The sequence below is a fragment of the Shivajiella indica genome (assembly GCF_042683085.1).
Taxonomy (GTDB): Bacteria; Bacteroidota; Bacteroidia; order Cytophagales; family Cyclobacteriaceae; genus Shivajiella; species Shivajiella indica.
Genome location: NZ_JBHUIV010000002.1, coordinates 101,185 through 124,679, shown reverse-complemented (window position 1 = coordinate 124,679; position 23,495 = coordinate 101,185). Strand labels below are relative to the sequence as shown.

Genomic DNA, 23,495 nt, shown 5'->3' with positions numbered 1-23,495 from the left:
TTATTGTTTTGCGTATTTCGCAGAAAGGTCTTTGGCAGCTTTTTCCAAAATCTTTCCTGCGGCATCAATATCATTTTTCAATATCAATTGTAATGCTTCAGGATAGCTACTCTTCAACAGGTTGTAGAATTCCGCCTCAAATTGTCTTGCTTTTTCCACAGGAACGCTATCCATAAATCCTTTTGTGGAAACATAGATAATTGCAACCTGAAGTTCCACTGGTACTGGAGCATATTGGGGCTGTTTAAGGATTTCCTGATTTCTTCTACCTCTTTCAATGGTTCTTTTAGTAGAAGCATCAAGGTCAGAGCCAAATTTGGAGAATGCTTCCAATTCACGGAACTGAGCCTGATCAAGTTTTAGGGTACCTGCCACTTTCTTCATGGCTTTGATCTGGGCGTTACCTCCTACCCTTGAAACAGAAATACCCACGTTGATTGCAGGACGGATACCAGAGTTGAACAAGTTGGTCTCCAGGAATATCTGGCCATCCGTAATGGAAATTACGTTTGTAGGGATATAAGCTGAAACGTCACCTGCCTGTGTTTCAATAATAGGCAAAGCAGTCAGTGAACCTCCTCCTTTAACCAAATGTTTGATGGATTCAGGAAGATCATTCATTTGTCTTGCAATTTCATCCGAATCATTGATTTTGGCTGCTCTTTCCAACAATCTGGAGTGAAGATAGAATACATCACCAGGGTATGCTTCACGCCCCGGAGGTCTTCTTAACAACAAGGACACTTCCCTGTAGGCAACAGCTTGTTTGGAAAGATCATCAAATATGATAAGTGCAGGACGACCAGTATCCCTCACAAATTCACCGATACAGGCACCGGTGAATGGAGCAAAGAACTGCATGGGTGCAGGATCAGAAGCTGCAGCTGATACGATTACAGAATAGGGTAATGCACCGCCTTTTTCCAAAGCTGAAACAATACCCGCAACAGTTGATGCTTTTTGTCCAATAGCAACATAAATACAAAAAACGGGTTCACCTTTATCGTAAAATTCCTTCTGGTTCAAAATGGTGTCAATGGCTACAGCTGTCTTTCCAGTCTGACGGTCACCAATGATCAATTCACGTTGACCTCTTCCGATCGGAATCATGGAGTCAATCGCTTTTATACCTGTTTGAAGTGGTTCATTTACAGGCTGACGGTAAATAACCCCTGGAGCTTTTCTTTCCAAAGGCATTTCATATAAATCACCTCCTATAGGTCCTTTCCCATCAATTGGATTACCCAAAGTATCCACTACCCTGCCCAACATACCATTACCCACTTTAATAGAGGCAATTTTTTTGGTTCTTCTTACATTGTCACCTTCTTTGACCAACTTAGAATCACCGAAGAGTACAGCACCTACATTGTCTTCTTCCAAGTTAAGTACCATCGCTCTTAAACCATTGTCAAATTCTAACAATTCACCAGCCTGAGCTTTGGTAAGTCCATATATACGTGCTACACCGTCACCTACCTGGAGTACGGTACCCACTTCTTCAAGTTCAGTATCAGTCTTCGCATTTGAAAGCTGTTCTCTCAAAATGGCTGAAACTTCATCAGGTCTTATTTGTGCCATTGTATTTTTATTAAAATTTATCTTTTATACTAGTATAGTTTCACAAAATAACGCTGGGCAAATCTCATTCTTGCTTGTCTCAATTTTCCGCTTAAGGAATCATCCCAAAGCTTATCATTTACTTTCAAAACAAAACCAGCAATTAAATTTTTGTCTAATTTTTCTATCAATTCAACTTTTTGACAGCCTGAAATTTCCTTTACAATCTCAATGATCTGTTGTCTTAATTCCTTGGTCAAAGGCAATGTAGTGGTAATTTCCGCTACCTGGATTCCATTGTACTCATTATATTGTCTAAGAAACTCCCTTGAAGTAGAAAGCAATACGTCGGATCTTTTTTTGCGGGTCACAAGGTCAAAGAAACTGATGGTAATTGCATTCGCTGACTTTCCCAGCAAAGCCTTCAAAATGTTGAATTTCTTATCATAGTTGACAATGGGACTATCCAGAACAAGACTTACTTGCTTATTTTGCTCTGCAATGGATAGAATTGTTTTAAAATCACTGATTACTGCTTCAAGCGCGTTTTTCTCCAGCGAAAGTTCAAGCAAGGCCTTGGCGTATCGTGATGCAACTTTAATATCTGACATATCAGTTTAACTTAATGTCTTTCACCAATTCCTCAATCAATTGTTGCTGGGCAGCATCAGAGGCGAAGTTTCTTTTCAATAACTTTTCAGCAACTGCAAGTGAAAGGATACCCACCTGGACTTTTACATCTTCCAAAGCAGCCTGCTTTTCGGTTTCAATAGCTGCTTTGGCGTTTTCAAGCATAATTGCACCTTCTTTCTGGGCGGCAACTTTGGCAGTTTCGATCATTTGTTTGGCAGTTTCACTGGCTTCTAAAAGCATTTTGTCTCTTTCAATTTTTGCCTCATGAATAATCCTTTCATTTTCAGCTTTTAGATTCGACATTTCATTTCTGGCGATTTCAGCCGACTTAATGGCATCTTCAATACTTTTTTCCCGCTCATTCAATGCAGCAAGGATTGGCTTCCAAGCAAATTTGGTAAGTATAAAGAGCACGATCAAAAATCCAAGAGCAGACCAAAAGATCAATCCTAAGCCTGGAGTAATTAGTCCCATAGTGAATTAATTTAATATTTTTAAATACTTGTTCAATTAAAGAAAGTAGGGATTGGCCTAGCGCCAATCCCATTGCTTTTTCTTAGAAAGTGTATTCACCCAAAGCAATAAGTAGACAAACTACCACTGCAAACAGGGAAACCACTTCGATAAGTGCAGCGATGATCAACATAGCAGTTTGGATTTTTCCAGCAGCTTCAGGTTGACGCGCTATACCTTCCATAGCTTGACCACCGATTCTACCAATACCAAGACCTGCACCAATGGCAACGATTCCGGCACCGATACCTGCACCCATAAGTGCAAAACCGGCAGTTAATAAGATTGAAGTTAACATACTTGTTAGGTTTATAAATTGAACAAAGAAATTCTATTATTAATGATGGTCATGCTCTGCAACTGCCATACCGATGTACATGGCAGAAAACAGGGTAAACACATAAGCTTGGATAGTAGCAACCAACAATTCAATGAAGTTGATGAAAACTACCATCACTGTACTGGCAATACCTACCGCAAAAGATTCGAAAACAAAAATCAATGCGATAAAACTTAGAATCACAATATGGCCTGCCGTAATCGCCACAAATAGACGGACCATAAGGGCAAAAGGCTTGGTGAACAATCCGATAATTTCTACAGGAACTATAATCAACAACAAGGGAACTGGAACGCCAGGGGTTGCGAAAACGTGCTTCCAATAATCCTTATTTCCATTAATATTGGTCACGATAAAGGTGAAAATTGCTAAAGTGAAAGTCAATGCAATGTTTCCGGTAAAATTTGCAGCCTCTGGGAACAATCCCAAAAGGTTCCCTACCCAAATAAAAAAGAAAAGGGTCAATAAATAGGGGGTGAATTTTAAATACTTTTTATGACCGATATTAGGAAGGGCAATTTCATCTCTCACAAATACCACAATGGGCTCTATGAAAGAAGCAATCCCTTTTGGAGCAGTGCCCGGGTTCCTTTTATAATGCTTTGCAGCTGAAAGCATCAGATAAAGGATAACTGCAATGACAATAAACATCATTGCGACGTTCTTGGTAATTGAAAAATCATAGAACGTTCTGGAACTATCTTCAGCATGCAGGGTATAATCCTCATCAATATAGTACCCATTTTTACCATAATCTCTTCCAAATTTGTGGGTATCATGATTTTGGAAATCTGAAGAAAGAAAGAACTCCAGCCCCTGGTCAGGAGAATAAATGATTACTGGAAGAGGTAAGGTAATATGCGTATGCCCAATGGTAGCAAAATGCCATTCATAATTATCCATAACGTGAGGCAGGATAAAACCTGTCTTATCTTCCTCATCTCCGGCTGCCAGAGCAGCATTTGAAAAACCAAGCCAAATTGCTGATAACAAAATACTTAGGCAAATAAACTTACGGGCCATCAAATGATTTTTTAGTACCTACTTCGAATTTGGGCGCAAATTAGCTATAAGCGTATATATATCAAACAATAAATAGAATAAATAAATGACAAAGAAATTGATCACAAACAAAATTAAATTTTCCTGACCTATCATCAACATGATGGCAATAAACCCAATACTGCTCAAAAATCGGATTCCAATGGCGCCAAGCAGAATATTTACAGAATTTTCTTTGCTTATTTTTAGCAAATAATGAGAGAAAATACCGGTTATCCAGGTCAATAATAAAAAAAACGAAATAATTTTCCAGATACTTTCGTGTACCCAGTTAAATTGAAGTATATCTCCAATCAGGTAAACAAATCCTGCAATTATCAGGGTTAGAATCAGTAATTTAATTGTTAGATATAAAATCTCTCTCATTGCCAATCGATTTGGCCGCAAAGCTAAGATTTTTTTTCCCTTTTCTCCTGTGACTTTTCATCGTTTTTCATGTTTACATATAACTGATAAAAAGCAAGAACAATGGAAAGGAAACAAAAAAGTAAAAGCCAAATGGGAAATTTCATTTGGCTTTTAGACTGGATATACCATCCCAATGCAGTACCTAGACCTATAACTGCAAACATTTGAAAGGAAAGGCCAAGGTATTTGAAAAGGGAGGGATTAACCTGTGGCAAATTGTTCTTTGAGGACTTTCTCTTCTCCATCCTTACCGGTAACCTTTAAAGGCTTACTGTTCATCTGACATTTACCTTCAAAAACAGCTCCATTTTCAACAACAAGTTTTTTTGTAATAATATTGCCTGTAATGTAAGCGGTCTTCTTTAAATATAGGATATCGGAACAGCAAACTTCGCCATCAACTTTTCCTGAGATTTCTGCTTCAACAGAGGATAAATTACCTTTTATAACGGCAGAATCTCCTATCACTATTTTACTTTTTGACTTGACCAGTCCTTCTACCGTACCTTCAATACGGATGTTTCCTTGCGCATCAATATCGCCTTTGATACGTGTTTCTTTAGAGATCACATTGCTGGAATTTACCATATCAACAACGGATTTTTTTTCTTCGGGCTTTGTAAACATAATTAATCAAAAGAAATGAAATCTTGGGGATTAAGCGGAGAACCTTTGTACCAAATTTCGAAATGTAAATGTGGGCCGGTGGTCAGCTCTCCAGTGTTTCCAATTATTGAAACGATTTCACCACCTTTTATTACATCTCCAACGTTTTTCAATATTACAGAATTATGCTTATAAATAGAAATCAATTCATTGACATGCTGAATTCCTATTACATATCCGGTGCCTAATGTCCATGCGCTGAAGATTACTGTACCATCTGCAATGGATTTTACAGCTTCATTTTCCTTTGCTACAATATCTATTCCAAAATGTTCTTTAATCGGATCAAAAAGAGAAGTTACGACTCCTTTGATAGGTGGAAAAAAATAATTGTCCCCCAAATAACCTTCTACATTCTGATCTGATGTATTCATATCCAAAGGCACACCTCTCATTTCCTGGATAATACTTAAAGTAGCCTCACTGGGCACAAATAAATTCGTTTCTGGAGACCTTCTTTCACTAAGTAGAACAGAATCCTGCCCTTCGACATCCTCAGAACCATCAAATTCTCCTGCCATGATACGTTGAATATTTTTTACATAACTGTCTTTTTTTTCAACTTCAAAAATTAATGAATCAACTGTCTCTGACATCTGAATCAACATGGCGGTATTTTCTGAATCTTTATAAGCTGGGTCAAACCATACCTTTAACAATGTCTTGGAAATGACTAAAGAGACTCCAAAAACCAGAATTAGAATCAGAGCGATAATGGCCACAATTCTCAAGGCAGAAATATTAAAAGATGTAATCACAGAAAAATCCTGCTCTCTCCTGATCACAAACAGAAATTTGGATCTTATTAATGTTCCCAGTTTTCTAGTCAGTTTCAATTCAATCAAATTTGGTTTTACGGTTCCAAAAATATAATAATAAATATTAGCGTTTAGTATTTTAGTACAAATCCACTAATTTGTGCCTTTGAATCCTAAGCAATAATGCGTCCAATTCTTTTCCGCTTATTTATAATAGCGACATTGTTTACTGCTTGTTCTTCTGAAAAGAACACATTTACCAACAGGGTATTCCATAATACCACCTCAAGGTATAATGCTGTTTTTTATTCACAACAAATCTTGGATGAAATCGAAGATGCCATTGAAAAAGATCACAGGGAAGATTATTCACAGGTTCTTCCAATATTTTTTCCTATTGACAGTGGGTTGATCGATCAAAATGCAGATAAACTTAAAGATATCCGTGAATTTGCATCTAAGGCCATAGAGTGGCATAAAATTTCCAAATGGGTAGATGATTCTTATTTTTTTCTGGGGATGGCAGATTATTATGAAGCAAAATTTGATGATGCTTCCAATACCTTCCGATACCTAAATGTGAACAGTAAGAAAAAAAGGGTAAGACATAAAAGTCTTATCCAATTGATGAGGCAGTTTACCGATCTCAATAATTATGATGACGCAGCATATGTTATTGATTATTTGTCAAAAGAAACGGGGATCAATAAGGAAAACAGGTATCATCTCTATAAAAACCTAGCCTATTACTATGACAAAAGGGGGGATGTGAACGGAAAAATCGGAGCATTGGACAGGGCCTTGGAATTAACGAAAGACAAAAAAGAGAAATCAAGAATAAACTTCATCCTTGCACAGCTTTACCAAAGAGAGGGCTTGGATAACCTCGCCTATAGTTATTATAATGAATCTTTAAAGGGAAATCCACCCTATGAAAGAAGTTTCTTTGCCCAATTATTTGCCCAGCAAGTGGCTGAATTGAATAAAAGCCGGGATGTAAAAAGGGTTAGGGACTATTATGACAACCTTTATAAGGATAGCAAAAATCTGGACTTAAGAGATGTCATTTTATATGAAAAGGCACTTTTTGAACTTAAAATGGACGATGTGGAAGAAGCTGAAAACTTATTAATCCGGGCCGCAAAAGAAGAAGGAAGAAATCCTTTACAGAAAGGATATATCTATCAAAAACTTGCTGAGATCAGTTACGAGATAAAAAAAGATTTTAGGTCCACCAAATATTACTTGGACTCCGCACTTGCCAATATTCGGCCCACTGATGTTATCTATGCGGAAGTGAATGAAAAAAAAGGAATTTTCGACAGTTATGTCATTCACTTTGAAACCATTTCTAAGAATGACAGTTTGATCCGTCTGGCACAGATGAGTCCTGAGGAGCAGGGTTTGGTTGCTGAAATGTTTATCAAGCAAGAAGAACAAAGATTGATCCGAGAAGCTGAGGAAAAGGCAATGCCCAAATCTACCGGTATTTTTGACAACCTTCTGGCATTTGGTGGAAGAGGTTCAGGTGAATCTTTCTATTTTGATAATTCAGTAGCCATGCAGCAGGGCTCAATAGATTTTTATAGAAATTGGGGTTCAAGACCTTTAGATGACAATTGGAGAAGAAATGTACAGGGCTTTCAGGCAGACAGAGGAACAACAACATCTGATTCTGAAGATGTCTCTGACATGGATCAAAGCCAATTGGAAAATGAGAATCCTTTGTTAGGCCAAATTCCGGATATAGAAAGTTTGCTTGCACAAATTCCCAAAACTGAAAAAGAAATAAATGCTTTAAAGTTGGGATTGGAAGAATCCTACTTTGAACTGGGAAAATTGCTGTTCTTTGATTTTAAAGAGCCTGAAATCAGCATAGAATATCTTGAAAGCCTGATAACAACCTATCCAAATTCCAACAAAAAGGCCGAAGCTTATTATATTTTATTTTTAGCCAATGAAGAAATAAATGGCAATGCCAACTTATATGCCCAAAGGTTGAACCGAGAATTCCCGGAATCTCCATTTACTTATTCTGTAAATAATCCCGATGCAGTAAAGGGCAATCAGGCTTTTCTGGAGTCTTCCCGAAAATATAAAGAAGCTTATGAACAATACTATGCGGGCAATTATTCAGATTCCAGAAATCTGATCAGGAGCACCTTGGAGTCTTATCCTTTAACTAAAAATACCGATAGACTTTTGTTATTGGATATCATGGTGTCTGGAAAAATTGATGATCAGGACAGGTACAAAAGCAGGTTGGAAAATTATATACAGACCACCGAAAATCCTGAGTTAGTAAAAATGGCAAGAAATATGCTGTTAGCATTAACGGGGGAAAAAGGTCAGGATTTGGATCAAACTGAAACCATAAGCAAAGAAGAAACCGTAGAAGAAGAAAAGGTGGAAGAAATAGAAGAAGAGATCAAATCCGAAGAAGATTCACCCTACCGTGAAAATCCTGATCAAACCCATATCTTTGTCATCTCCTTGAGCGCAGATAAAGCCAAAGAATCGAAGAATTTATTGGCAGATCTTGAAACGTTTCATATGCAAAACTTTGCAAGTGCGAGGCTGAGAACCGGGAATATGAACTTAAACCGTGAAGAAGTGATTTTCATAGTAAGTCCATTCAGCAATGCTGAAAAAGCCTTATCCTACAGAGATAAATTCATGAATGATTTCAATTCCAATTCTCTGGAACCATCCGACAAAGAAAACTGCTTCCTGATTTCAATTGGAAATTTTCAGGAACTTAACCGACGAAAAAACCTGAATGAATACCGACAGTTTTACAGATCTGTATACCAATAAAGAAATGGATAGAGGCAGTGGGATTCCTTTGCCATGAAGCAATCTGACAAAAGAGCGCATCTGTTAAATATTCCTAATTCCTTTGTGGACTTTGGATAGAATCACGCAAAAAAATTAAATTAAAGTATAATTCTTAAAGATTATAATGACCGATAAAATCATTAAGCTAATTTGGTTGGTTTTCGCTGCCGGAATAATTGGTTTTGTTCTTTTTGTTTGGGCAGTGAGTGTCAATTTCCTTGGATTATTTGGTGAATTACCTGATTTCAAGGCTTTGGAAAATCCCAAAAGTGAGGTTGCTTCCGAACTCTACTCTGCAGATGGTGTCTTGCTTGGAAATTATTTCCGTGAAAACAGAAGCCCTGTCACCTACTCCGAACTTTCCCAAAACTTGGTAAATGCCCTGATTGCAACTGAGGATGTCAGATTTGAAAAACATTCCGGCATTGACTTACAGAGTATGGGAAGAGTATTGATCAAATCACTGATTCTGAGACAATCTACAGGAGGAGGCAGTACCCTAAGTCAGCAAACGGCTAAAAACCTATTTAAAACCAGAAATCTTGAATCACAGGGAGTTTTAAGTAGGGTTCCGGGTTTAAGGATGCTGATTATCAAAACCAAAGAATGGATTGTTGCGACGAAGCTGGAAAAATCCTACACTAAAAATGAGATTCTCACCCTTTATTTAAACACCTCAGAATTTGGTAGTAATGCCTATGGAATAAAAACTGCTGCCAAAACTTTTTTTAACAAAAGTCCCGGCGAACTTAACGTGCAGGAATCAGCCACATTGGTGGGTTTATTTAAAGCTCCATCTTACTACAGCCCGGTTTTTAATCCTGAAAATTCCTTAAGAAGAAGGAACACTGTCCTTGGACAAATGGAAAAATATGATTACCTCACCAAGGCTGAAATGGACTCTCTTGCCGCGATGCCGATTGAATTGGATTACAGGGTTGAAAATCAAAATCAGGGACTGGCCACTTATTTCCGCGAGATTATCAAGGCTGATTTAATAAAATGGACAAAAGAGAACCTCAAACCGGATGGAACTCCGTATGATCTTTTCGGTGATGGGTTGAGAATTTATGCAACCATCGACAGTAGAATGCAACGGTATGCAGAGGAAGCTGTGGATGAGCATATGAGGGAATTGCAGAAGAAATTTGAAAATGAAACAGGCAAAAGAGATCCTTGGATCGACAATGAGGGCAGAGTAATCCCTAATTTTCTGGAAACTGCAGTAAAAAGAACTGATGCTTACAGAAATCTGGTGAAGCAATATGGCGCAAATTCTGATTCCATAGACATCAAATTGAATGAAAAGAAAAGGATGAAGGTATTTTCCTGGGCTAAAGGAGAAATAGATACTTTGATGAGTACAATGGATTCGCTACGCCATTACAAGAAACATTTACAGACAGGCTTCATGTCAATGGATCCCCATACCGGACATATCAAAGCCTGGGTTGGGGGAATCAACCATAAGCACTTCAAATATGACCATGTGAAACAAGGTAAGCGCCAACCTGGATCTACTTTTAAACCTTTTGTTTATGCAGCAGCAATTGAGAATGGATATAGCCCTTGTTATACGGTGATAGACCAACCGATTGAAGTAAATATTCCAGGGCAGCCCTCATGGACACCTAAAAATGCGGATGGAAAATTCACCTATGAAAAGATGACCATCAGACTGGCTATGGCACAATCTGTAAACTCTGTTACGGCCTTTATGATGAAGAAGCTTGGACCTAGGGTAGTTGTGGAAACCGCTCACAGATTAGGAATAACCAGTGATTTGGAAGAAGTTCCTGCCTTGGCCTTAGGAACAAGTGACGTATCTATTTATGAAATGATTGGGGCTACGAGCACCTTCGTGAATAAGGGAGAGCATATCGTTCCATTTTATATTGATAGAATTGAAGATAAAAACGGTAATGTCCTTCAACAATTTACACCTAAGAAAAAGCCGGCCATGAGTGAAGAACACGCCTATTTGATGGTCCATATGATGAGAGGAGGCTTTGAAGAATTCAAAGGCACAAGCCAAGGTGTACCTTGGACCTTAAGAGATGAAGGAAATGAACTTGGAGGTAAAACCGGAACTACTCAAAATGCTTCAGATGGCTGGTACATTGGCATGAGCAAGGATTTGGTTTCAGGTGCTTGGGTTGGCGGTGATGACAGGGCAATACACTTCAGGAGTTGGATCAGTGGACAGGGCAGCCAAACGGCAAGGCCTATTTGGGTAAAGTATATGTCAAAAGTATATGCTGATCAAAGTCTTGGTTATACAAAAGGGCCTTTCCCAAGACCAGAAAGACCTTTAAGCATTGAAATTGATTGTGATTTATATGAATTGAACAGCAGTAAATTCACAGATTTTGATTTTGATCCTAACAAAACAGACTTTTAATTAGGTCATTATAAATAATTTCTAAAGCCCCTAATGGGGCTTTTTTTATATTTTTGTAGTATGCAAGTACCCTTTTATACAATTGAAGAATACAATTTACTTCCTGATCAGCCAGGTGTTTATAAATATTATAATTCAGAAAGTGAGCTGATCTATGTTGGTAAAGCAAAAAGTCTGAAAAAAAGGGTGGCCTCCTATTTTGTAAAGGGAACAGGTCTTAACCACAAAACCCGAAGAATGGTCAAGGAAATCGACAGAATTGAGATAACACTAGTCAATTCTGAGTTCGATGCTTTACTATTGGAAAATAATCTCATAAAGAAAACCCAACCAAAATATAATATACTCCTCAAGGATGATAAAACTTATCCCTATCTTTTATTGACAAAAGAACACTTCCCTCAGATTTTCCCAACCAGAAGATTAATTCCGCATAAAGGCACTTATTTTGGGCCTTTTGCCTCTGTAAAAGCCATGAACAATGTTTTGGATCTAATCAGGAGTGTATTTACAATCAGAACCTGTAGATTAGATTTAAGTCCTGAAAAAGTAAAAGAACAGAAATACAAGGTCTGCCTTGAATACCATATAGGAAATTGCTTAGGCCCATGTGAAGGAAAACAAAAGGAAGAGGATTACCTTAAAGATATTGAACAGGCTAAACACATTTTAAAAGGGAATCTTGCCCTGGCCAAATCCCATTTCAAGGAACAGATGCAAACAGCGGCTGCTAACCTTGAATTCGAAAGGGCCCATTATTTCAAAGAAAAACTGGAATTATTGGAAAAATACCAATCCAAATCAATGGTAGTGAATCCTTCTATTAAAGATTTGGATGTGTTTGCCATAGTCACTGATGAAAAAAACGCATATGTCAATTATTTAAAGGTTAAAAATGGGGCAGTAATACTGACTAAGACGGTAGAATTGAAGAAAAGACTGGATGAAACAGAAACAGAATTGTTGTTAACAGCCATTGTTCGTCTAAGGGATCAATTTAATAGTGATGCAGAAGAAATTGTTGTCAATATAGCTATTGAAGAAGAATATGAAGGACTTAATATTCATTTGCCTAAAATTGGTGATAAGAAAAATCTGATTGAACTTTCTTTAAAAAACGCCAAATATTACAAACAGGAAAAACTACTGGCTTCAGGTGAGGTTAAAGACAAGAAGTTTAGAGTTTTAAAACAACTTCAGACAGATTTGTCACTACAGGAAATGCCTGACCATATTGAATGTTTTGATAATTCAAATATCCAAGGGACCAATCCGGTCGCAAGCATGGTCTGCTTTTTAAATGGGAAACCTGCAATCAAAGAATATAGACATTATCATATCAAAACCGTAGAAGGTCCTAATGATTTTGCAAGCATGCAAGAAGTAGTAGGCAGAAGGTATAAAAGATTGATTGAGGAAGAAAAGCCTCTTCCCAAGTTGATTGTAATTGATGGCGGAAAAGGACAGTTATCCTCTGCAGTTGAAGCCCTTAAATCATTGGACATTTACGAAAAAATACCCATCATAGGAATAGCTAAAAGATTGGAAGAAATTTACTTCCCAGGTGATCAATATCCGATTCATATAGATAAGAAATCAGAATCTTTGAGGCTTTTACAAAAAATCAGGGATGAAGCCCACAGGTTTGCCATCACTTTCCATAGAAACATCAGAAGCAAAAAGGCATTTGGGTCCCAGTTAACAGAGATAGAGAGCATAGGTAAAGAAACGGCGGAAAAATTATTAAAACATTTCAAATCAGTGAAAAAAGTAAAAGAAGCTAGTAAAGAGGAGTTGGAATTGATTATCGGCAAAGCCAAATCAGAAAAACTCTCGGCGTGGTTGGCAAATAAAAAAGGCGGGTAAGAAACCCGCCTTTTTATTACCATTCCCAAAGGGCATTTTCAAAATCCAATAATTTATATTCAAATTCCAGGGCATTCAAGAAAGCCTGTAATTCAGGATTTGGATTATCACCAGCTACCATATCTGCAATCAAAGCATTATCAGAATTGGTATATTTCCTCACAACAGATCTGAACAATCTCATGTCAAAGGCCTGATCGTAGGTCAAGCTTTTTGAATCATTTTGGAAATTAAGCCATTTGGCATCAGGATGATTTTTAAAATGATTGTAAAAATCCTTATACCTGATATAGGCAATTGTTTTCTGACCGGCATTTGCATTGGTAGGTGAAGGCATCACTAATTCAATGTACTTGACATCAAATTTGATCTGTGAGTGATGTTTGTCAAAAAGGAAATCCTCTTTGAAATCCAGGTAATACAATTGCTTGACGAAAATACTGTCACCATTAGCTGAGATCCAAAAGTTATTTTGAAATTCTGCTATAGAAAGAGGCTGAGTAAACTCTTCATCAGCAAATACTTCCAAGGCATTTTCTTCCACAACAGCTTTATAGATATTGTTCACGATACCATCGTTTTTTGTATCACCGGAACCATACAAGGGATGATTGTATTTTTCCCTTAAATCTATCCTTCTCCAAACCCCAATCTGAAACATGATATCATCTTCGCGAATAGGAACTACTGAAAAAACCGTGTCAACTTTGAAACGCCTGTCTCCCATATTATTGGGATTCACACTTGTTGCTCCTTGCCCAAATACTTCCGTTCCAAGAACAAGTCCAAGGAAAGCTAGGGCTACCATAAAATAATTTTTTAAATTCATAACCTTATCGTTTAGGTTCTGGAGGTTACCAGATTTATTTATTTAATCGCCATCCTGATAATTTCAGGCTGATTAGACCTGATCTTATTGCCCCGGAAGTTAGTTCTTGTCACTTCAGTAACTCTGATTACCAAAGCATCTCCACTTCTAGCTGCTGCCAATAAATTTCTAATGGCGACATTTTTTCCAGAAATATTAACTCTTTCACGGGGAACTTCATTTCTTAGAAGAATTACTTCTCCACCTGTTACTTCGAAATTCGAATCTCTGGCCATTGTTCTTCCGAAAGTAGGCTCAGGAATTGCTTCCACTACCAAAGAAGATGGTCCAGGAGCCGGATAAGCCTGACTTAGGTCAATCGGTCCTCTGCCATCAAATAAGCGTATAGTTGGAGCAGGTACTGGCTTAATATCATACGAAACATCTCCGATTTTATTGCCTCCACTGCTTACACCAATAACAACTTTTCCTGAATTACCGGGAATTACGGTAACCTGACCAGGTTTTGAACCCTTGATGAAGCTACCATTGGATACGGTAAAATCAGGGGCATAAGAATTACCTAAAGCAGGTACATCAATAGAAAGATCATTGGCGCAATCCGCATAAAGTTGGTTAACCACCTCAGAAGTTACCTTAATTACAGGTTGAGCAACGAAATACTCATAATCAACCGTTAATGTAGAATCTTTACCCGCAATATTGACAGTGATTTCACCTTTTAACACTCTTTTGGCCAAACCTCTATCATCATATTGCCCTGCGGGTGGAACGGTGAAGCTAATTTCACCAAAACCATCTACTACAGTAACCTCTCTACCATCCACAGTCATTTTTGGGGCTGCGGAAGAAGAAGAAGAAGCGATGAACAAATTACCTTCAAACTTTGTACCAGCTGCCACAACATTAGAATTGGCAGCAACACTTGCTTTGAAAACATCCGATTTGAAATAAAAAGTACCTATCGAACTTGTGATTGCAGATAAAGCTTCGCCTTCAATATTCAATACTTCGTTCTGATATTGGGATATCAATGCCATAACGGCACCTACGGGTGATTTAACGAAGTTGAGGTTAACAAAACTTTTGTTCCTGGCTTCTTTATCATTTTTAAAAATCTCTATATCCTTAGCATCTTTTGCAATATCCTGAAAGGACATTTCAATACCTATGGATTTAAGAATTTCACTTACTTGAGTAGGAAAAGTATTCAGTCTTTCCTGCATCTCAAAACCTTTACGGTTATTGTTGAAGATATTACCGGGAATATCCACATTTTTCAAAGCTGAGGATTTATACAAGCCTTGCTCATCTATAGCGTTTGATTCAGTGATCAATTGCTGTTTCAACTCTTCAAGATAAGTGTAAACTTCAGCAGTTATTTTCCTCACTTCCCTTGCAGCAGCCACTTTAGGAACATCGCGGGGATTATTTCCCTGTTGTTCGACAGTGCTTGCAATGGAAGAAACGGTAAATTCATTTTTCCCGATAAAATTTTTGGACGTTCTTTCAAGACCGTCATTCAACAATACAAACTTTTGGAGGATCTGATTACTTACCTGTAATGCCAGCAATGCTGTCAATACCAAGTACATCATACCGATCATCCGCTGTCTTGGTGTCTCTTTTGCTCCAGCCATAATTTCAAAATAAAAGATTAAACATGTGTATCAAAAAGGCTTAACCTTTCATGGCTGTGAGCATACCGCCATATATTTTGTTCAAAGAACTTACGTTTTGATTCAATTTAGCCAATTCACTTTTGAACGTTTCTGTTTCTTTTCCTGCTTCAGCAAGACCTTCCATAGCTGTTGCCACATTAGAATAGAACTTGTTCAAAGTTTTCATATGGTTTTGAGCATCAATAAGTTCCATTTCATACACATTGTTAAGTGCTGAAAGATTTTTGGTAACTTCTACCACTTGAGAGTGATACTGCTTTGCATCCTGGGAGGCTGAAGAAAGCTCCACTAGAGCGGTGGCAGTTTTTCCATAAGATTGGTTGATATCCACCAAAGTTTTGGAAGCTGATTTTACATTTTCAGCATATTCGTTAGTTGCAACGGCGGCATCTGACAATTTCCCCATTTTCTCTGCTGAACTTGCCAGATTTTGCATGCCTTTTCCTAAGCTTTCAAAAAGTTCAGGCCCTATTTTCGCACTTTCCAACATTTCGTCAAACTTCTGGGTCAAACCTGGACCTGAAGCGACAGATTTTGATTTTGGAGTGACTGGCTCATCACTGGCCAGTTCAGGATAGACTTTGGTCCAATCGACTTCTTCAGGTTTCGGCTCAAATGCAGAAAGGAAAAATATTGCTGCTTCTGTGGTTAGACCCACGCCGATCATTAAACTTGCACCTTGCCAATCAAGGATTTTGAACATAGCACCCAAAATAACGATAGATGCGCCGATGCCATAGATTTTTGGCATAACACTGCCATAAAATTGGTGTTTAAAAGAATTCTGCTTTGCCATTTTAAATAGATTAAGTTGTTACTGTGAATTTTGACTAGGGCTGTTATCGTTTTTTACTTTTATCTTTTTCTTCTTCTGTTATTACTTACATCCATAGAACCGGATCTACCCATGAAGGTAACTACAGTTCTAAATCCGATGTGAGCTGTTTTTACATCTTGAAACTCATATGTTCTTGTACTCGTTTCCAAAAAGTGCGCTATATCTTTCCAGGATCCACCTCTAACAACTTTTCGTCTTTCATTTGGATCATCATATTTAGGATCTAGATCCCAGGTCAAAGAGCTGGAAACAGGACTATAAGCATCCTGAACCCATTCTGCAACATTTCCTGACATATTGTATAGGCCAAAACCATTCGGAGCGAACACGTCAACCGGGGCAGTATAGGCAAAACCATCATCTATGTAGTTACCCCTTCCTGGTTTAAAGTTAGCCATCAAACATCCCCTTCTATTTTTTAGGTACGGACCACCCCAGGGATATTTAGCGACATCTTTACCACCTTTAGCCGCATATTCCCATTCCGCTTCAGTGGGAAGTCTGAACCTAGGATAGTCGTAGTCTGATTTGTCATTGGCGTTCATGTGATACGTTCTCCACTCAGAATACATTTGGGCCTGTTCCCAGCTGACACCTACTACCGGATAATTATCGAATGCAGGATGATCAAAATAAAACTCCATCAGAGGATCTCCATAATGATAGGTAAAACTGGTAGACCAAACGGTTGTATCCGGGAGCACTTCGTCCAAATTAAAAACCGGAGGCTCTTTTAAAGTGGTCGGAGTACTATAGGTATACTCACCCAATCTTACTGCTTCTACAAATTGTCTATACTTATTGTTAGACACTTCGTACTTGTCCATGAAAAATTCTGAAATAGTAATCTGCTTATTGAAAGCTGACTGAGTGAAGCCTATGTCTTCATCAGCCTGACCCATCCAAAAAGTCCCAGCTTTAATAGCCACCATGTCTGCCGGCAAGGGTTGCTGCCAGATCTGTCTCTTGGGGACACCCGTAACTTCCCCCCTACGGTTCTCTTTTTCGCTGGCAGAACTTTTCTTGCCAAGCAGCCCGCATCCCTGAAAAATCAAGGACAGAAAAAAGAATAAAAATACGGACAAAATTCTGAAATTCATTTCTCTATACATGTTTTACATGAATTAAGTGATATAAAATTTTACCACAAATCATTAACTTATAATCTCGAAATTTAATGGAAAATCTTAGAAATTTGCAAATCTGACAAGAAATTTCGAAAATTTTTTAAAACCTAAATCTTGGTGTTCTTTGAATAACTTTTTGAAATTCCCTTGATACCGGTTGCAAGTTATAAGTTAACATGAACTCATGACTGGTCGGAGACTTAGCCTCAAGTCCACCAATTACAAGATCAAAAGCATACCCTATTCTCAGTGAATTATCTCTGAGAATACTATAGCCTAGCAATAATGATACCGACTCTTCTCCTCTGAATGCAAATCCTCCACTGATCTTTTGATTGTGTGTGGCTATAACGCTAAGGTCATAGGAAAAATTATTAAAGGATACTGATTTTAATAAAAAGCTAGGTTCAAATGTCCAAAGTGCAAATGTCTTAATTCTATATCCTGCCAATAAATAGGAGTGGTTCATTAATTGATTGTCAACCGCCCCATCTCCAAAATCAAAAGTAGGCTGGTTAAGATGCTTGCTGCTCAATCCCACATAAAAATTACCCCTATCGTAGAGAGCCCCAGCACCAATATTGAAATTCATCTGTGTTTCTCTACCTGAAGTGGGGATATTGGGATCTGGATTGATGACGATCAATTCATCATATTTTAAAGTACTTGAAAATAACCCCCCGGAAAGTCCAAGGCTCAATATTCCCCTTCTGAGGTTTTTATGGTATCCAAGTGATAAATTAATCTCCTGATTATTTACTGGTCCTATATTATCGTTTACGAAAGTGATTCCATAACCTACATTGAAATCATCTAACCTTCCGCTTGCTGTTAATAATTGCGTAATTGGAGCAGGACCATTTGTTCCTGAATAATTTAACCATTGGGTCCTGTGTAGCGCAGAAAATTTATAACCGCCATCCTTTCCGGCAAAGGCTGGATTATAAAAAAGCCCATTATACATATATTGTGTAAACTGAGCATCCTGTTGGGCATGTAATGCAGTAATAGACACCGCAAATGCCACAAAAACATAAATAATCTTTGATTTAAGGAAACTCAGCTCTTTCATCCAAGATAAGAAATAAGGTTTAAAGCTCTATTCTACACATTTAAACTGAATTTCTCCATAAAAGATTAAAAAGATCACAAATTATTTGCCTTTTTAATATACAATTCCAATGCGCCGGTCATACTCGGGGCATTTGGCATAGGCGCTTCAATATCCAAAATCAATCCCTGATCAAGGACTTCTTTTGCCGTTGTTGGCCCAAACGCGGCGATTCTGGTATTATTTTGTTGGAAATCAGGGAAATTTTGTTTTAGTGACTTGATCCCCGAAGGACTGAAAAATGCAAGGATATCATATTTAATATTTCTTAAATCAGATAAATCCGCTGCCACTGTATGATAAATTATCGCTTCTGTATAAGCTATATTTGCCTTACTCAAGTAAGTTGGAATATCTTCCTTTCTAATATCCGAACAAGGGAAAAGATATTTCTCAGATTTATGCTTTTTAAAATAATCAAATAAATCAGATGCTGTTTTCTGGCCAACGAATAATTTCCTTTTTCTGATGACGATATATTTCTGCAAGTAGTGGGCCGTTTGCTCAGAGATACAAAAATACTTCATATCCGCTGGCATCTCTACTTTAAGCTCTTTACAGATGGTAAAAAAATGATCAATGGCATTTCTACTGGTAAAAATAATTGCGGTATGCTTTAAGATATCAATTTTTTGCTTTCTGAAATCCTTAATAGAAACAGGTTCAACCTGGATGAATGGCCTGAAGTCAATTTTAATATTATATTTTTCAGCCAGTTGAAAATAAGGTGATTTTTCATCTGTAGGTTTAGGCTGGGAAACTAAAATACTTTTTACCGGATTTAGCCTGTCTTTTGTGGTCTTACTCATAATCTTGTTCTTATCCTAATTTTTAATGATTAGAACTTCACCCTATAACCATTTTAGAAAGTATCAGAAAGGGAATCAATTCTGCGGTGCAAATGTAAGCAAATAAATGATAATTTTTAAAAATTGTTCGATTAACCCCGATGACATACATGTAAAAGACCCCAAAAAGATACACCCAAAAAAAGCCCGTAATTGAAATTTGCAAAACCTTTGGTAAATAGGTTTGATCATTGAAAAAGAAATAAGTACTGAAGCCCAAAACCAAAAACAAACTGATGGATATTATTCTCAAAAGGTAAAAAAAATGAGCAAATTCGAACTTTTTTAAATCAAAAATGGAGACCATCACTTTTAGAGATAAAAATTTTACAATCGAAAGAATAACTAGGAAAAATGAAGTCAAGAACCAATAAAAAATAAGCCCGTTAATATCTTTGTTAACAAAATCAGCATAGTTTGGATTTCCGGAAACTTTCCAGACCAACATACAAATCAATCCAATGCCTAAGTTGATCAGCAATAGATAAAATAAGACATCCGCAGAGAAAAATTTCTGTAAACTTCCAGTCTCTGAAAAGTCTTCCGCAGTAAAAACGGTTTGAGGTTTTGCAATAAAACCCAAGACAATTGGAAAAACCAGCTTAAAAACTGCAAATAGAAACAGGATAATTACAAGGGCTATGGTAAAAAAATCATTGAAATCCGAGATTTCTCTTTTTGAAAAATCCAATCCTAAGGTTTTGCTTTCAAATAATTGCCCTGATCCCACTTCAAACAATCCTTTGAACACAGAAATTTCACCTGGATCCAGTTTTTCATTTAAAATGGTTAAATCTATTTCAGCAGCTCCATCGAATTCAAATTGTCTATTTAATTCTAATAGGTCAATTTGAAATGTAGTGTCTTTGTCTGTAAAAAACCACAATTTATCGCCTAAGAAAGCAGTTGATCCTGAAGGTATTTCAAACCTGAAGCTACTCTGGGGGAAATTAATGACATCAATCCCAATAATTGCACGTTCTTTTTTTGAAAAAATACCAACTTCTCTTTCTATCCTTAATTTTGATTGATAATTTTCAATGATCTGAGATTGGGCCGTTGCCACAAGAAATAGGAAAAATATCAAAAACAACCCTCTTTTTTTCATTAAAATCTACCGGTATATCCAAAATGAATTTTAGAAACATTCAGTGCAAAATCCTGGGCATTCGATCCCCCCAAAGCATAAACAAAGTTAAAAATTCCACTTCCTGTTTCAAGACTGAATCCAGCTCCCAAAGCATAGGGGTAATCTGTAGGTAATTTCTGGACTTGGTTTTCTAATCTCCCCATATCCGCAAAAATCATAAAATAAGAATAGGTATCAAAGTAATACCTAGGTTCAAGGTTCAAATAAATATAATTATTGGCAAAAAAGAAGTTTTCATTAAACCCTCTGATAGTTCTTAACCCTCCCAATCTGAAAAGGTCATTGACAAACAGATTGGGATTGTCCAAAAAGCCAGCCGCTACCCTGCTCATTAAGCCCCATTTTTGGTTTTTATAAAAATGTTTTTCAACCTTTCCCATGATATAATATTGTAGGGTATTTAAATCAATATTTGAATAAAGATTGGGAGGTATGGCTGTATTAACCAAAATATTTTTATTTCCTAAGGCAAATTCAAAACCTGCAATTGCGCCTCTTCTAGGAAAAAATCTGTCATCTAACCAAGAATGTTCAAAACCCAATCCATAATTGTTAAACCGAAAGTCGCCCACTTCAGGTAATTCAACGGCTTCTGAAAGTCCTGAAACAGCCAACAAATCTCCAGCCTGTCGCCTGCTAAAAAATCTTAGGTATGACCCTGATCCTATTCTATATCCAAAATCCAAACGAAAATCCCGGGTCAAAAATGTTGTATCTTCTTTCAATAAGGAAAATGAAGCTTTAAGATCAATCCCTGAACCAAATAACAAAGGCTCCAATGCCGAAATATTCAGATTTTGGGAAAATTGATTGAACCTTTGCCAATGGAGTTCATAATTCCTGCCTTTCCCTGCCACATTATATAAGGCAAGATCAAATTGGCCTGTTACCAACATCCTCCCACCTTCAAGCTCATTGGGTAAAAAGCCTATGATTCCATCTATTGAATTGACCCTTCTGTCGTCCAAGGGCAAATAAAGGGTAGCTTCCTCATTCTGGAAACTCAATTCCGGTTCCCCCGCCCATCTCAAATAGGGTAAATTCCTGATTTGCCTAATCCCATCATTTACTTTCTTCTGTGAAAAAGCATCTCCAGGTCTAATCTGTAAAAACCGTGCGAGAAATTCCCTCTTGGTTTTGGACTTACCGGTAATATTTAAGGAATCGAATTTTATCAACGGGCCTAAATCCAAATTAAGAGATGCATAAAATTTACTGTCGGTTCTTCGCACTGAATCCAGACCAATGGAGGCAAATGGATAACCTTGGTTTTCTGAGGACTTTAATAAGTTGTCAAAAATCCTGGCAACTTCAGCAAAATTGAAGGGCTTACCGGAAATCTGTTTGAGATCCACCCCCGCTTTGACCAGGAAAACGGGTTCAACGTTTCCGGAGGATAAACTGACCCATTCGAATTTTTCCCCTGTATTGACAAATAAGAATAAAGAATCTTTACCCAGTTCCTCTTGGGTCAATTTTGGATTCAGATAACCAAGTTGATGGAGATTTTTAAATAGCTCCTTTTTGAATTGAACAATTTCCATTGAATCAGAAAAAGAAAGGCTTTCCTTTTTTAGTACCTCTCCACGGATTTCATATTGAACCCACTTGCCACGCTGTGCAAATAGCGGTCCCTGCAGGAATAGGGATAAACAAATAAAGAATAGTAATAATTTTTTCAATGGAAACGAATGGGTTTACCCGTATCTTTGTTGGCTAAAAATAATCATTTTGTCCGGCATCTACATCCATATTCCTTTCTGTAAACAGGCTTGCCACTACTGTGACTTTCATTTTAGTACCAACACCAAAATGGTAGAACCGGTGCTTATGATGATTTTAAAGGAATTGGAGTTGCGCCAAAAGTTTTTTACATCAGATCTCAAAATAGAAACTATTTATCTGGGAGGCGGCACCCCTTCCTTATTGTCCTTAGATCAATTGGAAAAAATTCTATCCCAAATCCATCAGCACTACACCTTAGACATCAAAGAATTCACTCTTGAAGCCAATCCGGATGACCTAAATAAAGAAAAACTACTTGGATATAAAAGTTTGGGAATAGATAGGCTAAGTATTGGGATTCAAAGTTTTGATGACAAGGTTTTATCATTTTACAACAGGGCGCATGAAGCAGAAGATTCATTAAAGGTTGTTGATTTGGCCAAATCTGCCGGATTTGAAAAACTTTCCATTGATTTAATGTATGGATTCCCTCATGAAGATCATTCTATCTGGAAAAATGACCTCACTTTGGCAATGGAAATAGATCCTGGGCATATCAGCAGCTATGCACTGACTGTTGAACCCAAAACAGCATTGGGAAATTGGATGAAAAAAGGAAAATTCCGAGAAGCATCAGAAGATTTTCAGGCAGAACAATTTGAAATGCTGATGGAAACGATGGAAAAATCAGGGTATATTCAGTATGAGATTTCCAATTTTGGGAAAACGGGCCAGTTTGCTATCCACAACACCAATTATTGGAAGGCTATACCTTATTTAGGGATTGGGCCGGGAGCTCATTCATTTGACGGAAAACACAGGGGATATAATATTGCCAGCAACTCCCTGTATATTAAGGAACTGGAAAAGGATAAATTACCCTATACACAAGAGGATTTAAAGGGAACAGATTTAGCCAATGAATACATATTGACCTCGCTTAGGACGATTTGGGGTACCGATTTGAATTGGTTGAAATCAAATTTTGATTTTGATCTGATAACCGAAAAAAAAGAGCTATTAAAAAAACTCTCAGATGAAAAATTGATTCTTTTTGACAAAGAAAAACTTCTTCTTACGAAGGAGGGAAAATTATTGGCAGATAGCATAGCCTCAGCCCTTTTCTTTTAATAATTAACC

21 protein-coding genes are annotated in these 23,495 nt (G+C 37.4%); 4 read left to right on the top strand and 17 right to left on the bottom strand.

The features are described from left to right. The 9 genes from atpA to ACFSKV_RS00490 all read right to left on the bottom strand — a co-directional run bounded on the left by atpA (position 1) and on the right by ACFSKV_RS00490 (position 6,018). Positions 1-1,581: a F0F1 ATP synthase subunit alpha gene (atpA, locus tag ACFSKV_RS00530; protein WP_380799561.1), complete on the bottom strand. Its 1,581-nt coding sequence runs from the start codon at positions 1,579-1,581 to the stop codon at positions 1-3. Between the two features lie 29 nt (positions 1,582-1,610). Then, positions 1,611-2,171, bottom strand: coding sequence for an ATP synthase F1 subunit delta (gene atpH, locus ACFSKV_RS00525; RefSeq protein ID WP_380799560.1), 561 nt, complete (start codon positions 2,169-2,171; stop codon positions 1,611-1,613). A gap of 1 nt (position 2,172) precedes the next feature. Beyond that, the gene (gene atpF, locus ACFSKV_RS00520; protein ID WP_380799558.1) at positions 2,173-2,667 is read right to left on the bottom strand and encodes a F0F1 ATP synthase subunit B; all 495 of its coding nucleotides are present in this window, start codon (positions 2,665-2,667) and stop codon (positions 2,173-2,175) included. Between the two features lie 82 nt (positions 2,668-2,749). Continuing rightward, complete coding sequence (atpE, locus tag ACFSKV_RS00515; RefSeq protein WP_241124829.1) at positions 2,750-3,004, bottom strand: ATP synthase F0 subunit C; 255 nt, start codon at positions 3,002-3,004, stop codon at positions 2,750-2,752. A 39-nt stretch (positions 3,005-3,043) separates the two neighbouring features. Continuing rightward, entirely contained in the window at positions 3,044-4,069 is a 1,026-nt protein-coding gene (gene atpB / locus ACFSKV_RS00510; RefSeq protein ID WP_380799556.1) for a F0F1 ATP synthase subunit A, read from the bottom strand. A gap of 18 nt (positions 4,070-4,087) precedes the next feature. Next, positions 4,088-4,474 carry a hypothetical protein gene (locus tag ACFSKV_RS00505; RefSeq protein ID WP_380799555.1) on the bottom strand — a complete coding sequence of 129 codons (387 nt, stop codon included), beginning with the start codon at positions 4,472-4,474 and terminating at the stop codon, positions 4,088-4,090. Positions 4,475-4,497: 23 nt separating this feature from the next. Continuing rightward, a complete protein-coding gene (locus ACFSKV_RS00500) occupies positions 4,498-4,761 on the bottom strand; it encodes an AtpZ/AtpI family protein (protein WP_380799554.1) in 264 nt (87 codons plus the stop codon). Continuing rightward, positions 4,718-5,143: a bactofilin family protein gene (locus tag ACFSKV_RS00495; protein WP_380799553.1), complete on the bottom strand. Its 426-nt coding sequence runs from the start codon at positions 5,141-5,143 to the stop codon at positions 4,718-4,720. Before ACFSKV_RS00495 ends, ACFSKV_RS00500 begins: the two co-directional genes overlap by 44 nt. Before the next feature lie 2 nt (positions 5,144-5,145). After that, positions 5,146-6,018 carry a M23 family metallopeptidase gene (locus tag ACFSKV_RS00490; RefSeq protein ID WP_380799551.1) on the bottom strand — a complete coding sequence of 291 codons (873 nt, stop codon included), beginning with the start codon at positions 6,016-6,018 and terminating at the stop codon, positions 5,146-5,148. Positions 6,019-6,123: 105 nt separating this feature from the next. Here ACFSKV_RS00490 and porW point away from each other — a divergent pair, with 105 nt between their 5' ends. The 3 genes from porW (at position 6,124) to uvrC (ending at position 13,045) form a co-directional block, all read left to right on the top strand. After that, on the top strand, positions 6,124-8,757 hold the full coding sequence (porW, locus tag ACFSKV_RS00485; RefSeq protein WP_380799549.1) for a type IX secretion system periplasmic lipoprotein PorW/SprE: 2,634 nt from the start codon (positions 6,124-6,126) through the stop codon (positions 8,755-8,757). A gap of 145 nt (positions 8,758-8,902) precedes the next feature. Beyond that, entirely contained in the window at positions 8,903-11,179 is a 2,277-nt protein-coding gene (locus tag ACFSKV_RS00480) for a penicillin-binding protein 1A (RefSeq protein ID WP_380799548.1), read from the top strand. Between the two features lie 60 nt (positions 11,180-11,239). After that, positions 11,240-13,045, top strand: a complete 1,806-nt coding sequence (gene uvrC, locus ACFSKV_RS00475; RefSeq protein WP_380799547.1) for an excinuclease ABC subunit UvrC — start codon at positions 11,240-11,242, stop codon at positions 13,043-13,045. Between the two features lie 16 nt (positions 13,046-13,061). Here uvrC and porN read toward each other — a convergent pair whose 3' ends face one another. From porN to ACFSKV_RS00435, 8 genes are all read right to left on the bottom strand, one after another. After that, the gene (porN, locus tag ACFSKV_RS00470) at positions 13,062-13,874 is read right to left on the bottom strand and encodes a type IX secretion system ring subunit PorN/GldN (protein ID WP_380799546.1); all 813 of its coding nucleotides are present in this window, start codon (positions 13,872-13,874) and stop codon (positions 13,062-13,064) included. Between the two features lie 38 nt (positions 13,875-13,912). Further along, positions 13,913-15,514 carry a type IX secretion system motor protein PorM/GldM gene (porM, locus tag ACFSKV_RS00465; RefSeq protein WP_380799545.1) on the bottom strand — a complete coding sequence of 534 codons (1,602 nt, stop codon included), beginning with the start codon at positions 15,512-15,514 and terminating at the stop codon, positions 13,913-13,915. A 40-nt stretch (positions 15,515-15,554) separates the two neighbouring features. Continuing rightward, positions 15,555-16,352 carry a type IX secretion system motor protein PorL/GldL gene (gene porL / locus ACFSKV_RS00460; protein WP_380799544.1) on the bottom strand — a complete coding sequence of 266 codons (798 nt, stop codon included), beginning with the start codon at positions 16,350-16,352 and terminating at the stop codon, positions 15,555-15,557. A gap of 59 nt (positions 16,353-16,411) precedes the next feature. Next, the gene (gene porK / locus ACFSKV_RS00455; protein WP_380799543.1) at positions 16,412-17,506 is read right to left on the bottom strand and encodes a T9SS ring complex lipoprotein PorK/GldK; all 1,095 of its coding nucleotides are present in this window, start codon (positions 17,504-17,506) and stop codon (positions 16,412-16,414) included. 115 nt (positions 17,507-17,621) lie between these two features. Further along, a complete protein-coding gene (locus ACFSKV_RS00450; protein ID WP_380799541.1) occupies positions 17,622-18,593 on the bottom strand; it encodes a PorP/SprF family type IX secretion system membrane protein in 972 nt (323 codons plus the stop codon). Positions 18,594-18,667: 74 nt separating this feature from the next. Beyond that, entirely contained in the window at positions 18,668-19,441 is a 774-nt protein-coding gene (locus tag ACFSKV_RS00445) for a uroporphyrinogen-III synthase (protein ID WP_380799540.1), read from the bottom strand. A gap of 37 nt (positions 19,442-19,478) precedes the next feature. Continuing rightward, positions 19,479-20,588, bottom strand: coding sequence for a DUF4271 domain-containing protein (locus ACFSKV_RS00440; RefSeq protein WP_380799539.1), 1,110 nt, complete (start codon positions 20,586-20,588; stop codon positions 19,479-19,481). Next, positions 20,588-22,312: a POTRA domain-containing protein gene (locus ACFSKV_RS00435; RefSeq protein ID WP_380799538.1), complete on the bottom strand. Its 1,725-nt coding sequence runs from the start codon at positions 22,310-22,312 to the stop codon at positions 20,588-20,590. Before ACFSKV_RS00435 ends, ACFSKV_RS00440 begins: the two co-directional genes overlap by 1 nt. A 49-nt stretch (positions 22,313-22,361) precedes the next feature. Here ACFSKV_RS00435 and hemW point away from each other — a divergent pair, with 49 nt between their 5' ends. Continuing rightward, positions 22,362-23,486 (top strand): radical SAM family heme chaperone HemW, encoded by a 1,125-nt coding sequence (gene hemW, locus ACFSKV_RS00430; RefSeq protein ID WP_380799537.1) that lies wholly within the window; start codon positions 22,362-22,364, stop codon positions 23,484-23,486. The last annotated feature ends 9 nt before the right edge of the window (positions 23,487-23,495 follow it).